Origin of the sequence: Streptomyces sp. Ag109_G2-15, assembly GCF_900215565.1 — a bacterium.
Lineage (GTDB): Bacteria > Actinomycetota > Actinomycetes > Streptomycetales > Streptomycetaceae > Streptomyces > Streptomyces diastatochromogenes.
Genome location: NZ_OCNI01000001.1, coordinates 2537079 through 2553167, shown reverse-complemented (window position 1 = coordinate 2553167; position 16089 = coordinate 2537079). Strand labels below are relative to the sequence as shown.

The following is a 16089-nucleotide window of genomic DNA, read 5'->3' as shown; positions in this document are numbered from 1 at the left end:
TCAGCGCAGACGCAGGGCCTCGCGGATCGTGGTGAACAGGTCGGTCTGGTTGGTGACGCCGAGGACGCGGTACGCCTGCGCGCCCTGGGCGGCGATGCGGACCTGGGTGCCGGTGTGCTCCTGGGACTGGCCCGGGGTGTTGGTCGAGTAGTTGACCTTCAGCTGCTGGCCCTCGTTGGTGACGAGGGTGGAGGACAGGCCGGGCGGGGTGGCCTCCAGCGGGACGATCTGGCTGGTGTGGCCGTGGTCGGCGGTGGTGACGACCAGGGTGTCGGGGTGCTTGGCCGCGTAGGCGCGGGCGACCTTCACCGCGCGGTCGAAGGCGGCGGTCTCTCCGATCTGGCCGCACGGGTCGGCCGCGTGGTCCTGCTTGTCGATCGAGGCGCCCTCGATCTGCAGGAAGAAGCCCTGGGTCGAGTGCTTCGCCTTCTGCTTGGCCTCCAGCAGCTGGATGGCCTTCGTGGCGGAGTCCGCGAGGCTCGGGGTGGCGGCCGGGCGGTTGGGGTTGGAGGTCACGCAGCGCTGCGGGTCGGTGCCGCCGACCGCGGCCGCCTTGCCGGTCCACTCGACGGGCACGTTGCCCGTGGCGAACAGGCCCAGGACCGGCTTGCCCGGCTTCACGCTCTTCAGGCCCGCCTTGTCGGTGACGACCTGGTAGCCGAGCTTCTGCGCCTGCTCGGTGACGGTGAGGCCCTTGTACCTGCCGTCGGTGACCTTCTGGTCGAACCGCTGCTTGCCGCCGCCGAGGAGGACGTCGACCTTGTGGTTGACGGACTGCTCGGCGATCGAACCGGGGCCGCCGGCCGCGAGGGTGTCGGTGGGGCACTTGGCCATGTCGGCCGGGCCCTGGCAGGAGCGGTCGGTGACGTGGGAGTCGAGCACCGCCGGGGTGGCGTCGGTGAGTTCGGCGGTCGTGACGTTGCCGGTGGCGTAGCCGTTCTTCTTCGCCGGCTCCAGCAGGGTGGGGACGGCCTTGTCGGTGCCGGGGGTCTTGGAGATGCGCCCGTTGACCGTCTTGACGCCGGTGGCCCAGCCGGTGCCGCTCGCGGCGGAGTCGGTGACATAGTCCGGCGTGCCGTCCGCGTGGACGGCGTACGTGGTGTAGGCGCCGGTGAGCGGGAACTTGTCCACGAAGGCACCGGCGGAGGTGGCGACCGCGACGGCCGTGGTGGCGGCGACCAGCGCGGTGGCGACGGGGGGCGCCCCGGGTCCCGGGGAGTCTTTAATGGTTGCGCAATCCGGGAACTATTAGACTCGCCAGTCCTCAACCGCAGTTCACGGGGGGACACATGTCGCGTGCCGGACCGTCGGTGCCGGAGACCGCCGTTGTCTTCGAGCGTGCGCTCGACCAGGCTCTGAACTCCCAGCAGGTCCTGGACGCCCTCGTCCGCGCCAAGGGAGTGGCCGACCGGGAGCAGCTGCGCACCCGGGCGGTGCGGGCGCGTACCGCCATCACCGCGGCGGCGGCCGTCGAGTACCAGGAATACCTCCGGGCCCGGACCGCGGTGGAGGGCGCGAACCGTGAGCCGGTGGCCCGCATCGTGCCCGGCTGGTCCGCCGCGAGGGCCGCCTTGCGGTGGGTGGCGGCGAAGCGTGACCGGGCCGGTGCGAGCGACGTCCCGGCCGAGGACGTTCCGGCCGACGACGTTCCGGACGTGACACGAGCGCGGGAGGCGTGGGAACTCGCCCTGCTGGAACGGGGGGTCGTGCCCTTCCTGCTCGGTCGCCTGGAGGAACTGCTCATGGGGCAACGGGGAGGGCGGGCCGCACGTTAGAAGGCCGCCCGGGTACCCGCCCTTACGATGGGCGGGCGCGTATGTGCGTCGGCTGTGGGCGGGACGGGAGAGGACTGTGACGGAGAGCGCCGGTGGCTTCGAGGACCCGCCCGCCGAGGTGCTGGCGGCTGCGGCCGCCGCGTTCGGGCTGCTCGCCTCGTCGGCCCGGCTCCACCTGATGTGGGCCCTCTCGCAGGGTGAGTGCGACGTGACGCACCTCGCCGACCGGGTGGGCGGTGCGCTGCCCGCGGTCAGCCAGCACCTGGCCAAGCTGAAGCTCGCCGGGCTCGTACGCTCCCGGCGCGAAGGCAGACGGCAGGTCTACTACATCGACGACCCCGACGTCGTCACGCTGGTCCGGGTGATGGTCGGGCAGCTGACGGCGCGGACGCAGCAGGCCTCCGCACCGGTACACCGGCTGCGCGGGATCGGTGGCTGAGAGCACAGCGCCCCCGGGCCCGGACGCCGAGGCGCCGGACGCCGGTGCCCCGGCGGCGTTCGGCGGCGACCGGGCCGCCGCCGCGCCGTCCCGTCCCGGGCGCTCCGCGCCGACCGTGCTCGAAGTGCTGCGCGAGCTGGACGCCGGTCCCCGGGGTCTGACGGAGACGGAAGCGCAGGAACGGCTGGCCCGGTTCGGCGACAACGTGCTTCCGGCCCGGCGGGAAGCCTCCTGGCCGCGGCTGTTCGTCCGCAGCCTGCGGGACCCGTTCACCGCGGTCCTGCTGTGCCTGGGACTGGTGTCCGCGGCCGTCTTCGCCTGGGGGACCGCATCGGTGATCCTCCTCCTGGTCGTGGTGAGCTGCGTGCTGCGGGCCACCGGGGAGCACCGGGCCGACCGGTCCACGGCCGCCCTGCGGCACCTGGTCGCCACCACCGCCACGGTGGTGCGCCGCGCCGACGCGGACGCGGCGCCCACGAGCCGGGAACTCCCGCTGGACGAGCTGGTCCCGGGGGACGTGATCCGGCTGGGTCCGGGCGACCTGGTCCCGGCGGACGTACGACTCCTGCGGGCCCACGGCCTGACGGTGCACCAGTCCGCGCTGACGGGGGAGTCGGCGCCCGTCGCCAAGTCCGCCTCGGACACCCCGCACCCCGTCGGCGGCGGGGTCTTCGAGCAGCGGCAGTACTGCTTCCAGGGCAGCAGCGTCGTCTCCGGAAGCGCCACCGCGGTCGTCACCGCGACCGGTGCGCGGACCCGGTTCGCCGCCGCCCACAGCCGTCCGGCCGAGCGGCGGGAAGCGAGCGCCTTCGACCGCTCAGTCCACGGCATCTCCTGGATCCTCATCCGGTTCATGCTGCTGACCCCGCCGCTGGTCCTCATGGCCAACGCGGCGCTGCGCGGACGCGGCCTGGAGACGCTGCCGTTCGCCGTCGCGGTGGCCGTCGGACTCACCCCCGAGATGCTGCCGGTCCTCGTCACCACCTGCCTGGCCCGCAGCGCCGCGCTGCTCGCCCGGACCCACGGGGTGATCGTCAGACGGCTGCCCGCGCTGCACGACCTCGGCGCCGTCGACGTGCTGTGTCTGGACAAGACCGGCACCCTCACCCAGGACCGGCCGGTGACGGACCGCGCCCTCGGCCCCGACGGCCGGGACGACACCGAGGCGCTCCGCTGGGCCGCCGTCAACGCGTGGTGGACCCTGCACCTCGCCGACCTGCCAGAGCCCGACGCACTGGACGAGGCGCTCCTGGAGGCCGCCGACGAGGACGACCTGATGGCGTACGACGGTGTGGCGGCCGTTCCGTTCGATCCGGTGCGCCGGCTCGCCACCGCCGTCGTCCGCACCCCGGGCCGCCTCGGCCGGCACACCCTGGTCGTGAAGGGAGACGTCCAGGCCGTCCTGGAGCGCTGCGCGCTGACGGACGAGGAGCGCGGGAGCCTGACCGCACACGCCGCCGCGCAGGCCGACGACGGTCTGCGCGTCCTGGCGGTCGCCACCGCCGAACGCCCGGCGCGCACCCGCGCCTACACCCCGGCCGACGAACGCGGCCTCACCTTCCGCGGCCTGATCACCCTGCGCGACGCGCTCGCGCCCACCGCCGCCGACGCGCTGAGGAACCTCACCGACCGCGGTGTCACCGTGAAGATCCTCACCGGCGACCACCCCGGCACCGCCGCCCGCGCCTGCCGCGACCTCGGCATTCCCGTCACCGGGGACGCCGTTCTCACCGCCGACCGCATCGACACCCTCACCGACGCCGACCTCCCCGCCCTCGCCCTCCGTACGACCGTCTTCGCCCGCTGCACCCCGGACCACAAGGCCCGGATCACCCAGGCACTGCGCACCGCCGGACACACGGTCGGTTTCCTCGGCGACGGCGTCAACGACCTCCCCGCGCTGCACGCCGCCGACGTCGGCATCGCCCCGCGCGACGCCGCCGACGTGACGCGCGAGGGCGCCGACGTCGTCCTCGCCGAGAAGGACCTCACCGCGCTCGACCACGCCATCGCCGCGGGCCGGCACGCGGGCGGCAACATCGCCACCTACCTGCGCATCACGCTCTCCTCCAACCTCGGCAACGTGATCGCGATGCTCTCCGCCGGCCTGCTCCTGCCCTTCCTGCCGATGCTCCCGGCCCAGGTCCTCACCCAGAACCTGTGCTTCGACGCCGCCCAGCTCACCTTCGCCCACGACCGCCCGCACCCCTCGGTGCTGCGCCGGCCGACGGAGCTGCGCCCACCCGACCTGCTGCGCTTCATCACCGGCTTCGGCGTGCTCAACGCGGTCGCCGACCTCGCCACCTTCGCCGTCCTCGCGCTCGCCCTGCACGGGCCGGGCACCGGGGACGACGAGGCGGTGTTCCACTCCGGCTGGTTCACCGAGAACCTCCTCACCCAGGCCCTGGTCATGCTGCTGCTCCGGGCCGGCCGCCGCGGTGCGCAGGGCCGCAGGCCGGGCCCCGTCACCTGGGCCGCGCTCGCCCTGGCCGTCATCGGCCTGGCGCTTCCGCCGTCACCCCTCGGCCCGGTGCTCGGCCTGACCGGCCTCCCGGTCCTGTACTACGCCCTGCTCATCGCCGTCCTGGCCGTGTACGCGGCCGGTCTCCTGGCGGCCGGGTCCCGCGCCGCGCGCAGGTGGGCGTCCCAGGAGACGCCTCACCTGTGAATTCTGTGTGGATCTGTGCTGCTCGGGCCACGGCTTTGTTAGATTGCGCAATCACGCAACCGAGGTGATGGATCCGACCGTCCATGGGAGTGGGTAGATGAGCGAGCCGTGGGACGGCCGGGGTGGCCAGGCCACGCGCGGTCGCACCGCCCGGGTGCCGGGACAGCGTACGGGCGGGCCCGACGGACCGCGCCCGGGCGGCCGGGCCGCGGCCAGGGCCGCCGCCTCCCGCTCACGCGGCGGCACCCGTTCGCACGGCGGCTCACGTTCGCGGCGCCGGGCCCGTCCCGCAGGGCGCGGCAAGCGGGTACTGAAGATCCTCGCGATATGCCTGTCCGTCCTCGTCGTGGTGACGGCCGGTGCGGGTTGGTGGTTCTACCAGCATCTGAACGGCAACATCCAGAGTGTGTCGCTGGACGGCAAGGGCGGCACGGAGAAGGCGGACGCGTTCGGCCGGACGCCGATCAACATCCTGGTGATGGGTTCGGACGGCCGGACCAGCAAGGCGGACTGCAAGCTCGGCGGCGGCTGCTCGAAGACCGGCGTGCAGACCGGCAGCAACGCGGACGTGCAGATGGTGGTGCACATATCCGCCGACCGCTCGAACGCGACCGTGATGAGCATCCCGCGGGACACGATGACCCGGGTCCCGGCCTGCAAGGACAGCGCGAGCGGCCAGTCCACGTCCGGGTACTACGGGCAGATCAACAGCGCGCTGCAGTACGGCCCGGCCTGCCAGGTGGCCACCGTCCACCAGCTCACCGGCATCCCCATCGACCACTTCGTCAAGCTGGACTTCTCCGGTGTGGTGAAGATGTCGGACGCGGTCGGTGGTGTCTCCGTGTGTGTGAGCGACGACGTGTACGACACCTACTCGCATCTGAAGCTGTCCAAGGGCGGCCACACCCTCAAGGGGGTCGCGGCGCTGGAGTTCGTGCGTTCCCGGCACGGTTTCGGGGACGGCAGCGACCTGGGCCGCACGGTCTCGCAGCACATCTTCCTCAGCGCGATGATCCGCAAGTTCAAGAGCGCGGGCACGCTCACCGACCCGACCGCGGTCTACGACCTGGCCGATGCGGCGACCAAGGCGCTGACGGTGGACGACGGGCTGGGCAGTGTGAAGAAGCTGATCTCGCTGGCGGCGGACCTGAACAAGGTCCCCACCAAGCGGATGACCTTCACGACCATGCAGACCGGCGCCGATCCGAACAACAGCGACCGGGTGGTGGTGGGCGCGGGCGCCAAGACCCTGTTCGCCACCATCGCCAACGACCAGTCCCTGACCACCGGCTCGGGCAAGAAGTCCGCGGCGGCCTCCGCGACGGCCAAGGCGACGGCGTCGGCGGTGCCCGCAGCGCAGATCGCGGTGACGGTGGCCAACGGCACCACGGTCACCGGCCGGGCGTCCGCGATCGCGACCGCGCTCACCGATCAGGGCTTCAGCCCGGAGACGACCACGGCCAACGCGCCCAGCCCCGCGACCACCACCACGCTCACCTACGGCACGGGTGAGAAGGCCCAGGCGCAGACGGTCGCGAAGGCGCTGGGCCTGTCCGCCGCGCATCTGAAGCAGGGCGCCGGCGGCGGCCTGACCCTGGTGATCGGCAGCGACTGGCCCAGCGGCACCAGCTACGGCGGCGGTACGTCCTCGCCCGCGCCCGCCGACACCAAGGCGGCGGTCTCCAACGCGCACGCCCAGACCGCCGACCAGGCCAAGACCTGCGCCAAGGTCAGCCCCTACAAGACGGTCAGCCTCAACGGTGTCCCCATGACCCCGGCCCAGGCCTACGCGGCGGCCCGCAGCAAGCCCGACTCCGACGCCTGATCCGACCTCTGGGTTGTACAGTTGCGCAAGGTAGCAATCATCGAGAAGGGGTGGGCGGCATGCTGCGCAACGGGCTGGAACCCTGGCACCTGCTGATCGTGGCGATCGTCGTCATCGTGCTGTTCGGCTCCAAGAAGCTGCCCGAGGCCGCCCGCGGGCTCGGCAAGTCGATGCGCATCCTCAAGAGCGAGGCCAAGGCCATGAAGGCCGACGACAGCGCCGGCGACACGGCACACTGAGGCTCGCTCGCCGCGTAGGTCAGGGGCTGGCGACGTCGAAGCCGTACCGCAGGGGCTCGCCGTCCACCGTGTAGACCCGGCGGTAGAGGTACACCGCGTCCGCCCGCACACCGGTCGACGACGCCTCCATCTGGCAGGGGTACGTCACCTGGATCACCCGCGGCCGGCCGGAGACCTTCATCCGCACTCCGTCCGCGGGCCCTCCGTCGAGCACCGCCGTCTCCCAGCCCGTCGTGTCGGTCGTCTCCATGGGGAACATTTTAGGTGTTGCGCAAGTAAGCGCAGAGGGGAGCGGGGCTTCGAGAGAAGTCGGTCGCGATCGCGGGTGAGTTCCGGCCTGTTGCCGTGGCCTGGATCACAGGGCACGGTGTGAGGGAGCATCAGACCGATTTCCGTACCCACCGGTGACCATGGAAGCGCGGATGCGAGGATGGGGCCGCCATGACTACAGGGTGGTGTTCTCGCACGGTACGGGCCGCGGTGTTCGCGGCCGTCTGCGTGCTGCTCGCCGCCCTGGGCCACATCGTCATGTCGGGAACCGCGGTGCCCTGGTGGGCCCTGGCCGCGGGTGTCGTCGCGACCGGCGCCACGGCCTGGCGGCTGTCCGGCCGGGAACGCGGACCGCTGCTCGTCGTCTCCGTCACGGTGGCCGCCCAGGCCGCACTCCACTCGTTGTTCGGTCTTGCCCAGGCCGTCGTGCAGCCGGCACCGTCCGGCGCGTCCGGCGGGGCATCGCTGGCCCGGCAGTGGCTCACCTACGTCCTGTGCGGCTCGCTGTCGTCGGGATCGGGGTCGGGGTCGGGAGCGGGCGCGGAGCAGCACGCGATGTCCGGGTCGACGGGCTCCATGGGCGCCATGCAATCCATGGGTTCGATGGACCACATGGGCGCCATGGACCACATGGGCGCCATGGACCACATGGGGTCCATGGCCTCCCTCGGCCGTGACATGGGCGGCATGTCCGCGACCGGCATGCTCGCCGCCCACCTCCTGGCCGCGCTGCTGTGCGGCCTGTGGCTGGCCCACGGCGAACGCGCCGCCTTCCGGATCCTGCGGGCCGTAGCAGGCTGGCTCTTCGCACCGCTGAGCCTGCTGTTCCGCTTGCCCGCGCCGCCGCACCGGCCGCGGGTCCGCGCCCGCCGAGCGAGGTCGGACCGGGCGCCGCGCAGCCTTCTTCTCTCCCACGCGATCACTTCTCGGGGTCCGCCCGCCGGGGTCGCTGTCGCCTGACGACAGCTGGTTCCCCGAGGCACTCCACCCAGAGCCGTCGAGCCGTCGAGCCGCCGGTTTCTCCGCCTCGGGCACCGGCCGCGCGCTCCCGCGCCCGGCCGTCCACCCCGGCACCGGTTCCGCCGTGCCGCCCGCTGCCCTGCGGCGCGCGCCGGCCGGACACCGGACACCTGATTCCCGAGAAGGACAGAACACAGGTGATCACTCCTGCCCTGGCGCCATCGCGCGAACAGTCGAGAACAGACTCGAAAACGGGCTCGAAAACGGACTCAAGGACGAACTCGAGGACGGACGCGAGAGAAGAGTCGATCACGGCCTGGGCGCTCGCCGCCCGCAACGGTGACCCCGACGCCGTCGACCACTTCGTACGCGCCCTGCACCGAGACGTCCGCCACTACGTGACGCACCTCGGTGCCGACCCCCAGAGCGCCGACGACCTGACCCAGGACACCTTCCTGCGCGCCCTGGGCAGCCTGCACCGGTTCGAAGGCCGCTCCTCGGCCCGCACCTGGCTGCTCTCCATCGCGCGCCGCGCGGTCGTCGACAGCATCCGCTACCACTCCTCCCGTCCCCGCCTGTCGGACACGGACGACTGGGAGTCGGCCGCCGAACGCACCCAGCCGCGCGACCTGCCCGGCTTCGACGACGGCGTCGCCCTCACCGAACTGCTGGACACGCTCCCCGACGACCGCCGTGAGGCGTTCGTCCTCACCCAGATGGTCGGACTGCCCTACGCGGAGGCGGCCCGCGTCAGCGACTGCCCGGTGGGCACGGTGCGCTCGCGGGTCGCCCGTGCCCGCACCTCGCTGATCGCGTGGCTGGACGAGGCCGAACACCTGGCCCCCATGGCCCCCATGGCCCCCATGGCCGCCGTGGCCTGACCGGTCGTACGGCGACGGCAACGGCCCGGATCACCGACCGATCCGGGCCCCGACGCGTAAGGAAAGTCAGAGATGACCAGGTGGTGCGCGGGCCGCATGGCAGCATCGGATGCCATGAGGGTCTCCCCGGCGGTACGGATGCTGCGTGCGACGGTGTTCGCCGTCCTGTGCGTGCTGCTCGCCGCCGGGGCACATGTGCTGGCCACGGGCCAGGCGCCGCCGGTGTGGGTGCAGATCGCCGCGGTCGTACCGGTCTTCGCGGCCGGCTGCCTGCTGGGCGGCCGCGAGCGGTCGCTGGCGGGCATCGGCGGGGGAACCCTGGCCGCCCAGTGCGGGCTGCACCTCGTGTTCCACGCCGCCCAGCCGCACCACCACACCACGATGGCCATGCAGGCCATGCACGGCATGTCGATGAGCCACCCGCACGCGCTCACCCCCCACGCCACCGCGGTCCACATCGGAGCAGCCGCTGTGCTGACCTGGTGGCTGCGACGCGGTGAGGCCGCGCTGTGGTCGCTGCTGCGCTGGGCGATCGCGCTCGTACCGGGGCTCGCCGCCTGGTGGCAGGTGGCCCGAGGCGTGCGCGTCGTACCGGCCGAGGCAGGTCTCCTACGGCGGGCCGCGGACGAGGCGTGGTCGCTGAGGCGGATGCGGCTGCGGTACGCCGTGCACCGGCGCGGACCGCCGGCGGGGATGTCGTACGCCGTCTGACCCGACATCCCTCCTCAGGTACGGAGATCCACTCACTCATGTCCACGACACGCACCCGCACCGCCCTGCGCCGCGCCGCGGCCGTCACCGCCCTCGCCGCAGCCGGCGTCCTCGCCGCCGCGGGCATCGCCTCCGCGCACGTCACCGTCCACCCGGAGAGCTACGCCAAGGGCGCCACGGACGGCGTACTGACCTTCCGCGTCCCCAACGAGGAGGACGGCGCGAGCACCACCAAGGTCCAGGTCTTCCTGCCCACCGACCACCCCGTCCTCGGCGTGCTCGTCTCGCCGCAGGACGGCTGGACCGCCAAGGTCACCGACACGAAGCTCAAGACCCCGGTCAAGACCGACGACGGCACCATCACCGACGCGGTCTCCGAGATCACCTGGACCGGCGGCAAGATCGACCCCGGCCACTACGAGGACTTCAACGTCGCCTTCGGCCAACTGCCCGACGACACCGACCAGCTGACCTTCAAGACGCTCCAGACGTACTCCGACGGCAAGACCGTGCGCTGGATCGAGGAGGCCCAGCAGGGCGGGGACGAGCCGGAGAACCCGGCGCCGGTCCTCAAGCTCACGGCGAAGGGCGCGGAGAGCGAGGGCAGCGGCGCCTCGACCGCCTCCTCGGCGGCGCCGGACAGCTCGGGCAACCCGGGCAGCTCCAAGTCCACCGCGTCCAGCAGTGACTCGACGGCCCGCGGGCTCGGGGCCGCCGGCCTGATCGTGGGCGTGCTGGGCCTGGCAGCGGCGGCTTTCGCCGTCGTGCGGGGCCGCTCCGCGGGATCCCGGGGCGAGTGATCCGGCCTGCCCTGCCGGTGTGTGTGAGGTGCCTGTCTCTCGTGTGACAGGCATCTCACACCTGTTCCGGAACTCGGCCTCTGGCCGGTCCGACCCCTGAATCGGTACGGCGCGATCTGAGCGATGCCGTACGACGTGACCTGGAGACGCGGTTGATGGACGAGTCCCGGCAATCCTTCCCCGCGGGCGCGAGCGCGGCCCTGCGGAAGATGACGCCCCCGCCTGCGCTCTGTGGCTTCCTCCTGCTCCTGGCCCTGATGTTCGCGGTGTCGTACACCGTCGGGTCCGCCGCCGGCCCGGTCGCGCCCGGTATGCACGGCACCGGCACCCCGGGGCAGGGCGGCGGGAGCGGGGACACGGGGGACGCGGGAGACATGGACATGCACGGGGGAGGCGACCATTGAACGCCGAACCGGCGACCGCCCTGATGACGACGGATCTGAGCGTCGGCGGCATGACCTGCGCAGCCTGTGTGAAGCGGGTGGAGAAGAAGCTCGGCAAGCTGGACGGAGTCACGGCGACCGTCAACCTGGCCACAGGGCGGGCCCGGGTCAGTCACCCGGCGCAGGTCAGCCCGGCGGAACTCGTCGCCACGGTCGAGAAGGCGGGCTACACGGCCGCCCTGCCCGAGCCGCCCAAGAAGCAACGGCGAGACGAGGACCAGGCAGACGAAGCAGGCGAGGAAGCCCGGCAGGAGCGCCACCGACTGCTGGTGACAGCGTTGCTCGCGCTGCCCGTCCTGGTGCTGTCGATGGCGCCCGCCCTGCAGTTCCGCAACTGGCAGTGGCTGTGCTTCGTGCTGGCCGCCCCGGTGGCCGTATGGGGCGCCTGGCCCTTCCACCTGCGTGCGGTACGCGCTCTGCGCCACTCCACGGCGACCATGGACACGCTGGTCTCGCTGGGCGTCGTGGCCTCCTTCTCCTGGTCGACGTACGCGCTCTTCCTCGGCGGAGCCGGTGACCCCGGAATGCGGATGCCGTTCACGCTCGTCCCCACCGCCTCCGACGGCGTGGCGCACATCTACCTCGAAGCGGCCGTAGGGGTACCGCTGTTCGTGCTGGGGGGCCGCTTCCTGGAGGCGCGCGGCCGGCGCGGCACCGGGGCGGCCCTGCGCTCGCTGGCCCGGCTCGCCACCAAGGAGGTGGCCGTACGGGACGGTACTGCCGAACGGCTCATCCCGCTGGAGGAGTTGCAGGTCGGGCAGGTCTTCGTCGTACGGCCCGGCGAACGGGTCGCCACCGACGGCGAGGTGGTGGAGGGCAGTTCCGCCGTGGATCTGTCCCTGGTCACCGGGGAGAGCGAGCCGGTGGAGGTCGGGCCGGGCTCGGCCGTGGTCGGCGGGGCCGTCAACGCCGGCGGCCTGTTGCTCGTACGGGCCACGGCAGTCGGCGCCGACACACAACTCGCCCGTATCACCCGCCTGGTGACCGAGGCCCAGGCCGGCAAGGCGCGCGCCCAGCGGCTGGCCGACTCGGTGGCCGGTGTCTTCGTACCCGTCGTGCTGGCGCTCGCCGTCACGACCCTCGGCTTCTGGCTCGGTGCCGGTGCCGAGCCACAGGCGGCGATCACGGCCTGCGTGGCCGTCCTGGTCGTGGCCTGCCCCTGCGCCCTGGGCCTCGCGACCCCGACCGCGCTGATGGCCGCGACCGGCCGGGGTGCCCAACTGGGCGTCCTGGTCACCGGCCCACAGGCGCTGGAGGGGCTCCAGCACCTCGACGCCGTCGTCCTCGACAAGACCGGCACGCTCACCTCCGGCCACATGAGCGTCGCCCGAGTCACCGCCGTACCGGACGGCCTCGGCCGCGACGCGGTACTGCGCCTGGCGGGGGCCGTCGAACAGGGCTCGGAACACCCGCTCGGCCGGGCGGTCTCCGCACACGCCCGGCGCGAACTGGGCGAGCGGCGACTGCCGGACGTGACCGAGTTCAGCGCCCTGCCGGGGCGGGGCGTGCGCGGCCGGGTCGAGGGCCGGCTGATCGAAGTCCTCGCCCCGGACGACGAGTTGACCGCCACGCTCGCGGACGCCCTGCCACTGGCCGAAGCCGCCGCCCACACCCCCGTACTGGTCCGAGTGGACGGAGTGACGGAAGCCCTGATCGAGATCGGCGACGTCGTACGCCCCGGCAGCTACCGGGCAGTCGACCGCCTACGACGCCTCGGTGTCCGCCCCGTACTCGCCACCGGCGACCGCGAGGCACCCGCCCGGGCCGTCGCCTCCGCCCTGGGCATCGACGAGGTGCACGCCCGCCGCACACCCGAGGACAAGGCTGCCCTCGTCCGGGACCTGCGCGAACAGGGCTACCGGGTCGCGGTCGTCGGCGACGGCGTGAACGACGCCGCCGCACTGGCCGGTGCGGACCTGGGCATCGCCATGGGCAGCGGCACGGACGTCGCCATCGGCGCAGCCGACGTCACCCTCGTACGCGGCGACATCGAAGCCCTCGCCGACGCGATCCGCCTCGCCCGCCGCACCCTCGGCACGATCCGCGCCAACCTCCTCTGGGCCTTCGGCTACAACGTCGTCACCGTCCCCCTGGCCATGGTCGGCCTGCTCAACCCGATGCTCGCGGCGGCGGCCATGTCGGCCAGCTCGGTGCTGGTGGTCACGAACAGCTTGCGGTTGCGGGCATGGCAGCCGTCGCGCGGGGCGGGGAGGGGGATCCGATGACCGACCAGGCCCTCTGGCGCCCCACCCGCCGCAGGCTCACCGACACCCTGCTCGCCGCGTTCGCGCCCGTCGCCGTATGCGGCCTCGCGCTCGGCGGTCTGAGCATGTGGACCGCGTACGGCAACGCGGGCGGCCCGGCCCGTATCGCGGTGGGCGAGAGCCGGGTGCTCCTGCCCTACGGAGACAACCGGGACACGGCGGCCTTCTTCCGGATCACCAACAGCGGAGGCTCGGCGGACCGGTTGCTGAAGGTGACGTCCGCCGAGGCGGCCGACGGCGCCCTCACGCTGAGCCGGCACCGCATGAGCGGCGCCGGCTCGGCCTCCGCGCGGACGGTGTCCTCGGCCACCGTTCCGGCCGGCGACAGCCTTGCCATGTCCCCAACCAGCCTCGACGTGATCGTGCCGGCGAAGGCAGGCTGGCAGTCCGGCGATCTCGTCGAGTTCACCCTGCACTTCGAGCACAGCGGGGCGGTGAAGACGCTGGCGGTGGTGGTACGTGCGGGCCAGGACGGAACGTGAGTCCTGCCAGACGTGGAACTGGCGGGAGGACCACGCACCACGCGCCCCCGTACAACCTTCCGACTCGACAGGTCGTCCAACTCGCGCCCGGTGCTGGTCACTGTGCCGGGGTCCCATCTGGGGGATGACATGAGTTCTGTCTCCGTCGGGCGTGTGCTGCGTCGCGGAGCCTGTGCCGGAGCCGTGGGGGCGTTGATCCTGCGCGCCAGCCGGATCCGGTTCCACTCGGTTTCGTCCTCGCCGGTCACCCGGAGCAGACCGAGGAAGAAGTCCCCCCTTCGCCCGCCCGCTGTACTTCAGGCTAAATCCCTCGGGGGCACACTGCCGGGCCGCGTACAGCGATGATCACGAAAGTCCCGGGGCACCTCGTCGCGGCGAGTGCCGGCCGACGGCTTGTCCTGCACGCCATGCACAGCGTCGTGGACTGGCTGGCGTTCGCCATATGGGAGGACGGGCGCCTCGTCCGCTCCCTGAGCCTGTCCCCGGACAGTGGCGTCATCGAGAACATCGGCGAACCACTCCCCTTTGAGCTGCCCTACTGGGCCGGAGACCGCCCGGCCGACATCGTCCCGTGGCCCGGCGAGGAGGAAGAGCCGTACGCTCTGCCCTTTCACCCTTTGGATCTGGGCGAAGACGCGCTGCGGGCGCTCTGCGGCTTCATCCAGGAGGGCCGTCCCGAGCCGGATGACGTCGACGCGGACGCCATCGAGCTGTACGGATTCCATGTGCGAGAGCCCCACGGGCCTGATCCTCCGGAACAGGAAGCGGAGCTGCGAAGGGCCGTGGAAGCGATGGATCCGCCGCGCTTCTACACACTGGGCCCTGATGGCTCGCTGATCGAGCGCGACAGCCTATAGCTCACGACCTCTTCGTCCCGAACAAGGTCCGGGGAAGTTCTGCGCCTGACCTCGATCACGTCTACGCAGGTCAGGCGCTTGGTTTGGTGGGGCTCAGGAGCAGAGATTCACGTGTCGGACGGCCAGGACGTGTCCCGCCGCGTCGATGAGTCGGCTGCGGGAGAGGTGTCCGCCGGCCACCGCGTTGGTGATCGCCGTTGCGATCGAGGACGTCTGGGAGCTGACATTGCTCCCCAGGTCGAACAGGACCATGTCGGCACCTGAGCGCAGGGCCTGGACGGCGGCGGCGGGGACGCTGAAGCCGGCGGCGGAGATTGCCTTGGCGCTGAGGGAGTCGGTGATCACCAGCCCCTTGAAGCCCAGCTGGCCGCGCAGCACGGTGTTGATGTCGGTCGGTGACAGGCTCGCCGGATTGGTGCCCAGGCCCGGAACGATGTTGTTGGAGACCATGACGGCCGGGGCGCCGGCCTTGATGGCCGCTGTGAACGGCGGGACAGCCACCTTTTGCAGGGTGGACCAAGGCAGGGTGCGGGCGGGGCCGAAGTCGGAGTTGTAGCTGGAGCCGCCGAGGCCCGGGAAGTGCTTGACGACGGGTATCACGTGTCCGGCGCGCAGCCCGTTCATGTACGCGACGCCGTCCTCGGAGACCACCGAGGTGGTGCCGCTGAAGGACCGCCATCCATCGGGGTTGGTCTTGCTGGGGGCCACGTTCCTGCCGTCGACGTCGATCACCGGTGCGAGGTCCATGTTCACCTGGGCGTCCGCCATCTTCGTGGCGACGGTGGTGACGTTCTGCTGGATCTGGGCCGGGGTCCAGTGCGCGCCCATGTACGCGGGCCAGGGCAGGGATCCGACGAGGTTTGCCATGCGCTGGATGCCGCCACCCTCCTCGTCGGTCATCACCAGCAGGCCCAGGTGGCCGGGTACGTGCGACTTCAGGGTGGTCAGCCGGGAGCCGAGGTCGGACGGTGCCTTGCTGCCGAACAGGATCACACCGCCCGCACCGGCGCTCACCTCGGAGGTGACGTCGGACACCGAGGTCTCCGACACCGGGACGGCGATCGTCAGCATGGCCAGCCGGCGGTTCGACCACCCGGCCAGCTTCGTGCTGTTGGTGCAAGCGGCGGCTGCCGCGCGGTCCGGAGCGAAGGACGCCGGGGAGTGGGAGGGCGGGGCGGGGGGCGCGCTGGGGCCACTGCGGTACGGGAACGCTGTGGGGGTGCCCGCACACCAGCCCGCCAGGAGCATCGCAGCCACGGCGGTAGCGCTCAGTCTTCTTGCGTTCCTGGCCCGGCTGGGGAGCCGCGATGGTGCTGTCGTGCTTCTGCGGTCACGGTACGACGGGAGGTTCATCGCTTGGCCTCCTTCGGGAAGTCGCGACGGTGCCCGTCGCGCTGAGGGCCGTAGGAGCTGAGGTGGGCTCTACGAAGCGTGAGATGCGCTTCGGCCCGTATTTGTTCGAGGCTCCGCCGTCG

General features: G+C 72.1%; 14 protein-coding genes and 2 pseudogenes. 13 read left to right on the top strand and 3 right to left on the bottom strand.

Features of this window, described 5'->3' with window-relative positions; translation table 11 throughout:
* Positions 1-1182 carry an alkaline phosphatase gene (locus tag CRP49_RS11215; RefSeq protein ID WP_257033663.1) on the bottom strand — a complete coding sequence of 394 codons (1182 nt, stop codon included), beginning with the start codon at positions 1180-1182 and terminating at the stop codon, positions 1-3.
* A 107-nt stretch (positions 1183-1289) separates the two neighbouring features.
* Between CRP49_RS11215 and CRP49_RS11210 the strand changes: the two genes are divergently transcribed.
* The 5 genes and pseudogenes from CRP49_RS11210 to tatA all read left to right on the top strand — a co-directional run.
* Entirely contained in the window at positions 1290-1775 is a 486-nt protein-coding gene (locus CRP49_RS11210) for a hypothetical protein (RefSeq protein WP_101418177.1), read from the top strand.
* 76 nt (positions 1776-1851) lie between these two features.
* Positions 1852-2214, top strand: a complete 363-nt coding sequence (locus tag CRP49_RS11205; protein WP_097253237.1) for a metalloregulator ArsR/SmtB family transcription factor — start codon at positions 1852-1854, stop codon at positions 2212-2214.
* Complete coding sequence (mgtA, locus tag CRP49_RS11200; protein WP_097253236.1) at positions 2207-4882, top strand: magnesium-translocating P-type ATPase; 2676 nt, start codon at positions 2207-2209, stop codon at positions 4880-4882. Before CRP49_RS11205 ends, mgtA begins: the two co-directional genes overlap by 8 nt.
* 97 nt (positions 4883-4979) lie before the next feature.
* Positions 4980-6707, top strand: a complete 1728-nt coding sequence (locus CRP49_RS11195) for an LCP family protein (RefSeq protein ID WP_179851582.1) — start codon at positions 4980-4982, stop codon at positions 6705-6707.
* A gap of 59 nt (positions 6708-6766) precedes the next feature.
* A pseudogene (gene tatA, locus CRP49_RS11190) lies at positions 6767-6937 on the top strand (Sec-independent protein translocase subunit TatA); the annotation flags it as partial.
* A 28-nt stretch (positions 6938-6965) separates the two neighbouring features.
* Here the strand turns inward: tatA and CRP49_RS11185 are convergent.
* A complete protein-coding gene (locus tag CRP49_RS11185) occupies positions 6966-7196 on the bottom strand; it encodes a hypothetical protein (protein ID WP_097253235.1) in 231 nt (76 codons plus the stop codon).
* 191 nt (positions 7197-7387) lie between these two features.
* On the opposite strand from CRP49_RS11185, the gene CRP49_RS11180 reads away from it, so the two are divergent.
* From CRP49_RS11180 to CRP49_RS11145, 8 genes and pseudogenes are all read left to right on the top strand, one after another.
* Positions 7388-8176: a hypothetical protein gene (locus CRP49_RS11180; RefSeq protein WP_097253234.1), complete on the top strand. Its 789-nt coding sequence runs from the start codon at positions 7388-7390 to the stop codon at positions 8174-8176.
* A 197-nt stretch (positions 8177-8373) separates the two neighbouring features.
* Positions 8374-9057: a sigma-70 family RNA polymerase sigma factor gene (locus CRP49_RS11175; RefSeq protein WP_097253233.1), complete on the top strand. Its 684-nt coding sequence runs from the start codon at positions 8374-8376 to the stop codon at positions 9055-9057.
* Between the two features lie 114 nt (positions 9058-9171).
* The gene (locus CRP49_RS11170; protein ID WP_179851581.1) at positions 9172-9768 is read left to right on the top strand and encodes a hypothetical protein; all 597 of its coding nucleotides are present in this window, start codon (positions 9172-9174) and stop codon (positions 9766-9768) included.
* Positions 9769-9806: 38 nt separating this feature from the next.
* Positions 9807-10568: a YcnI family protein gene (locus tag CRP49_RS11165; protein WP_097253232.1), complete on the top strand. Its 762-nt coding sequence runs from the start codon at positions 9807-9809 to the stop codon at positions 10566-10568.
* Positions 10569-10723: 155 nt separating this feature from the next.
* On the top strand, positions 10724-10972 hold the full coding sequence (locus CRP49_RS11160) for a hypothetical protein (RefSeq protein WP_097253231.1): 249 nt from the start codon (positions 10724-10726) through the stop codon (positions 10970-10972).
* 23 nt (positions 10973-10995) lie between these two features.
* Positions 10996-13236 carry a cation-translocating P-type ATPase gene (locus CRP49_RS11155; protein WP_097257301.1) on the top strand — a complete coding sequence of 747 codons (2241 nt, stop codon included), beginning with the start codon at positions 10996-10998 and terminating at the stop codon, positions 13234-13236.
* A complete protein-coding gene (locus CRP49_RS11150; protein ID WP_097257302.1) occupies positions 13233-13757 on the top strand; it encodes a copper chaperone PCu(A)C in 525 nt (174 codons plus the stop codon). The genes CRP49_RS11155 and CRP49_RS11150 overlap by 4 nt, the downstream gene beginning before the upstream one ends.
* 347 nt (positions 13758-14104) lie before the next feature.
* Positions 14105-14614 (top strand): annotated as a pseudogene (locus CRP49_RS11145) (hypothetical protein); the annotation flags it as partial.
* Between the two features lie 93 nt (positions 14615-14707).
* Here CRP49_RS11145 and CRP49_RS11140 read toward each other — a convergent pair.
* Complete coding sequence (locus CRP49_RS11140; RefSeq protein WP_257033661.1) at positions 14708-15862, bottom strand: glycoside hydrolase family 3 N-terminal domain-containing protein; 1155 nt, start codon at positions 15860-15862, stop codon at positions 14708-14710.
* Between the last annotated feature and the right edge of the window lie 227 nt (positions 15863-16089).

Coding starts and splice junctions, on each gene's coding strand:
- CRP49_RS11210 (WP_101418177.1), top strand. CDS start 1,290: ATGTCGCGTGCCGGACCGTCGGTGCCGGAGACCGCCGTTGTCTTCGAG.
- CRP49_RS11195 (WP_179851582.1), top strand. CDS start 4,980: ATGAGCGAGCCGTGGGACGGCCGGGGTGGCCAGGCCACGCGCGGTCGC.
- CRP49_RS11185 (WP_097253235.1), bottom strand. CDS start 7,196: ATGGAGACGACCGACACGACGGGCTGGGAGACGGCGGTGCTCGACGGA.
- CRP49_RS11180 (WP_097253234.1), top strand. CDS start 7,388: ATGACTACAGGGTGGTGTTCTCGCACGGTACGGGCCGCGGTGTTCGCG.
- CRP49_RS11170 (WP_179851581.1), top strand. CDS start 9,172: ATGAGGGTCTCCCCGGCGGTACGGATGCTGCGTGCGACGGTGTTCGCC.
- CRP49_RS11165 (WP_097253232.1), top strand. CDS start 9,807: ATGTCCACGACACGCACCCGCACCGCCCTGCGCCGCGCCGCGGCCGTC.
- CRP49_RS11160 (WP_097253231.1), top strand. CDS start 10,724: ATGGACGAGTCCCGGCAATCCTTCCCCGCGGGCGCGAGCGCGGCCCTG.
- CRP49_RS11155 (WP_097257301.1), top strand. CDS start 10,996: ATGACGACGGATCTGAGCGTCGGCGGCATGACCTGCGCAGCCTGTGTG.
- CRP49_RS11150 (WP_097257302.1), top strand. CDS start 13,233: ATGACCGACCAGGCCCTCTGGCGCCCCACCCGCCGCAGGCTCACCGAC.
- CRP49_RS11140 (WP_257033661.1), bottom strand. CDS start 15,862: ATGCTCCTGGCGGGCTGGTGTGCGGGCACCCCCACAGCGTTCCCGTAC.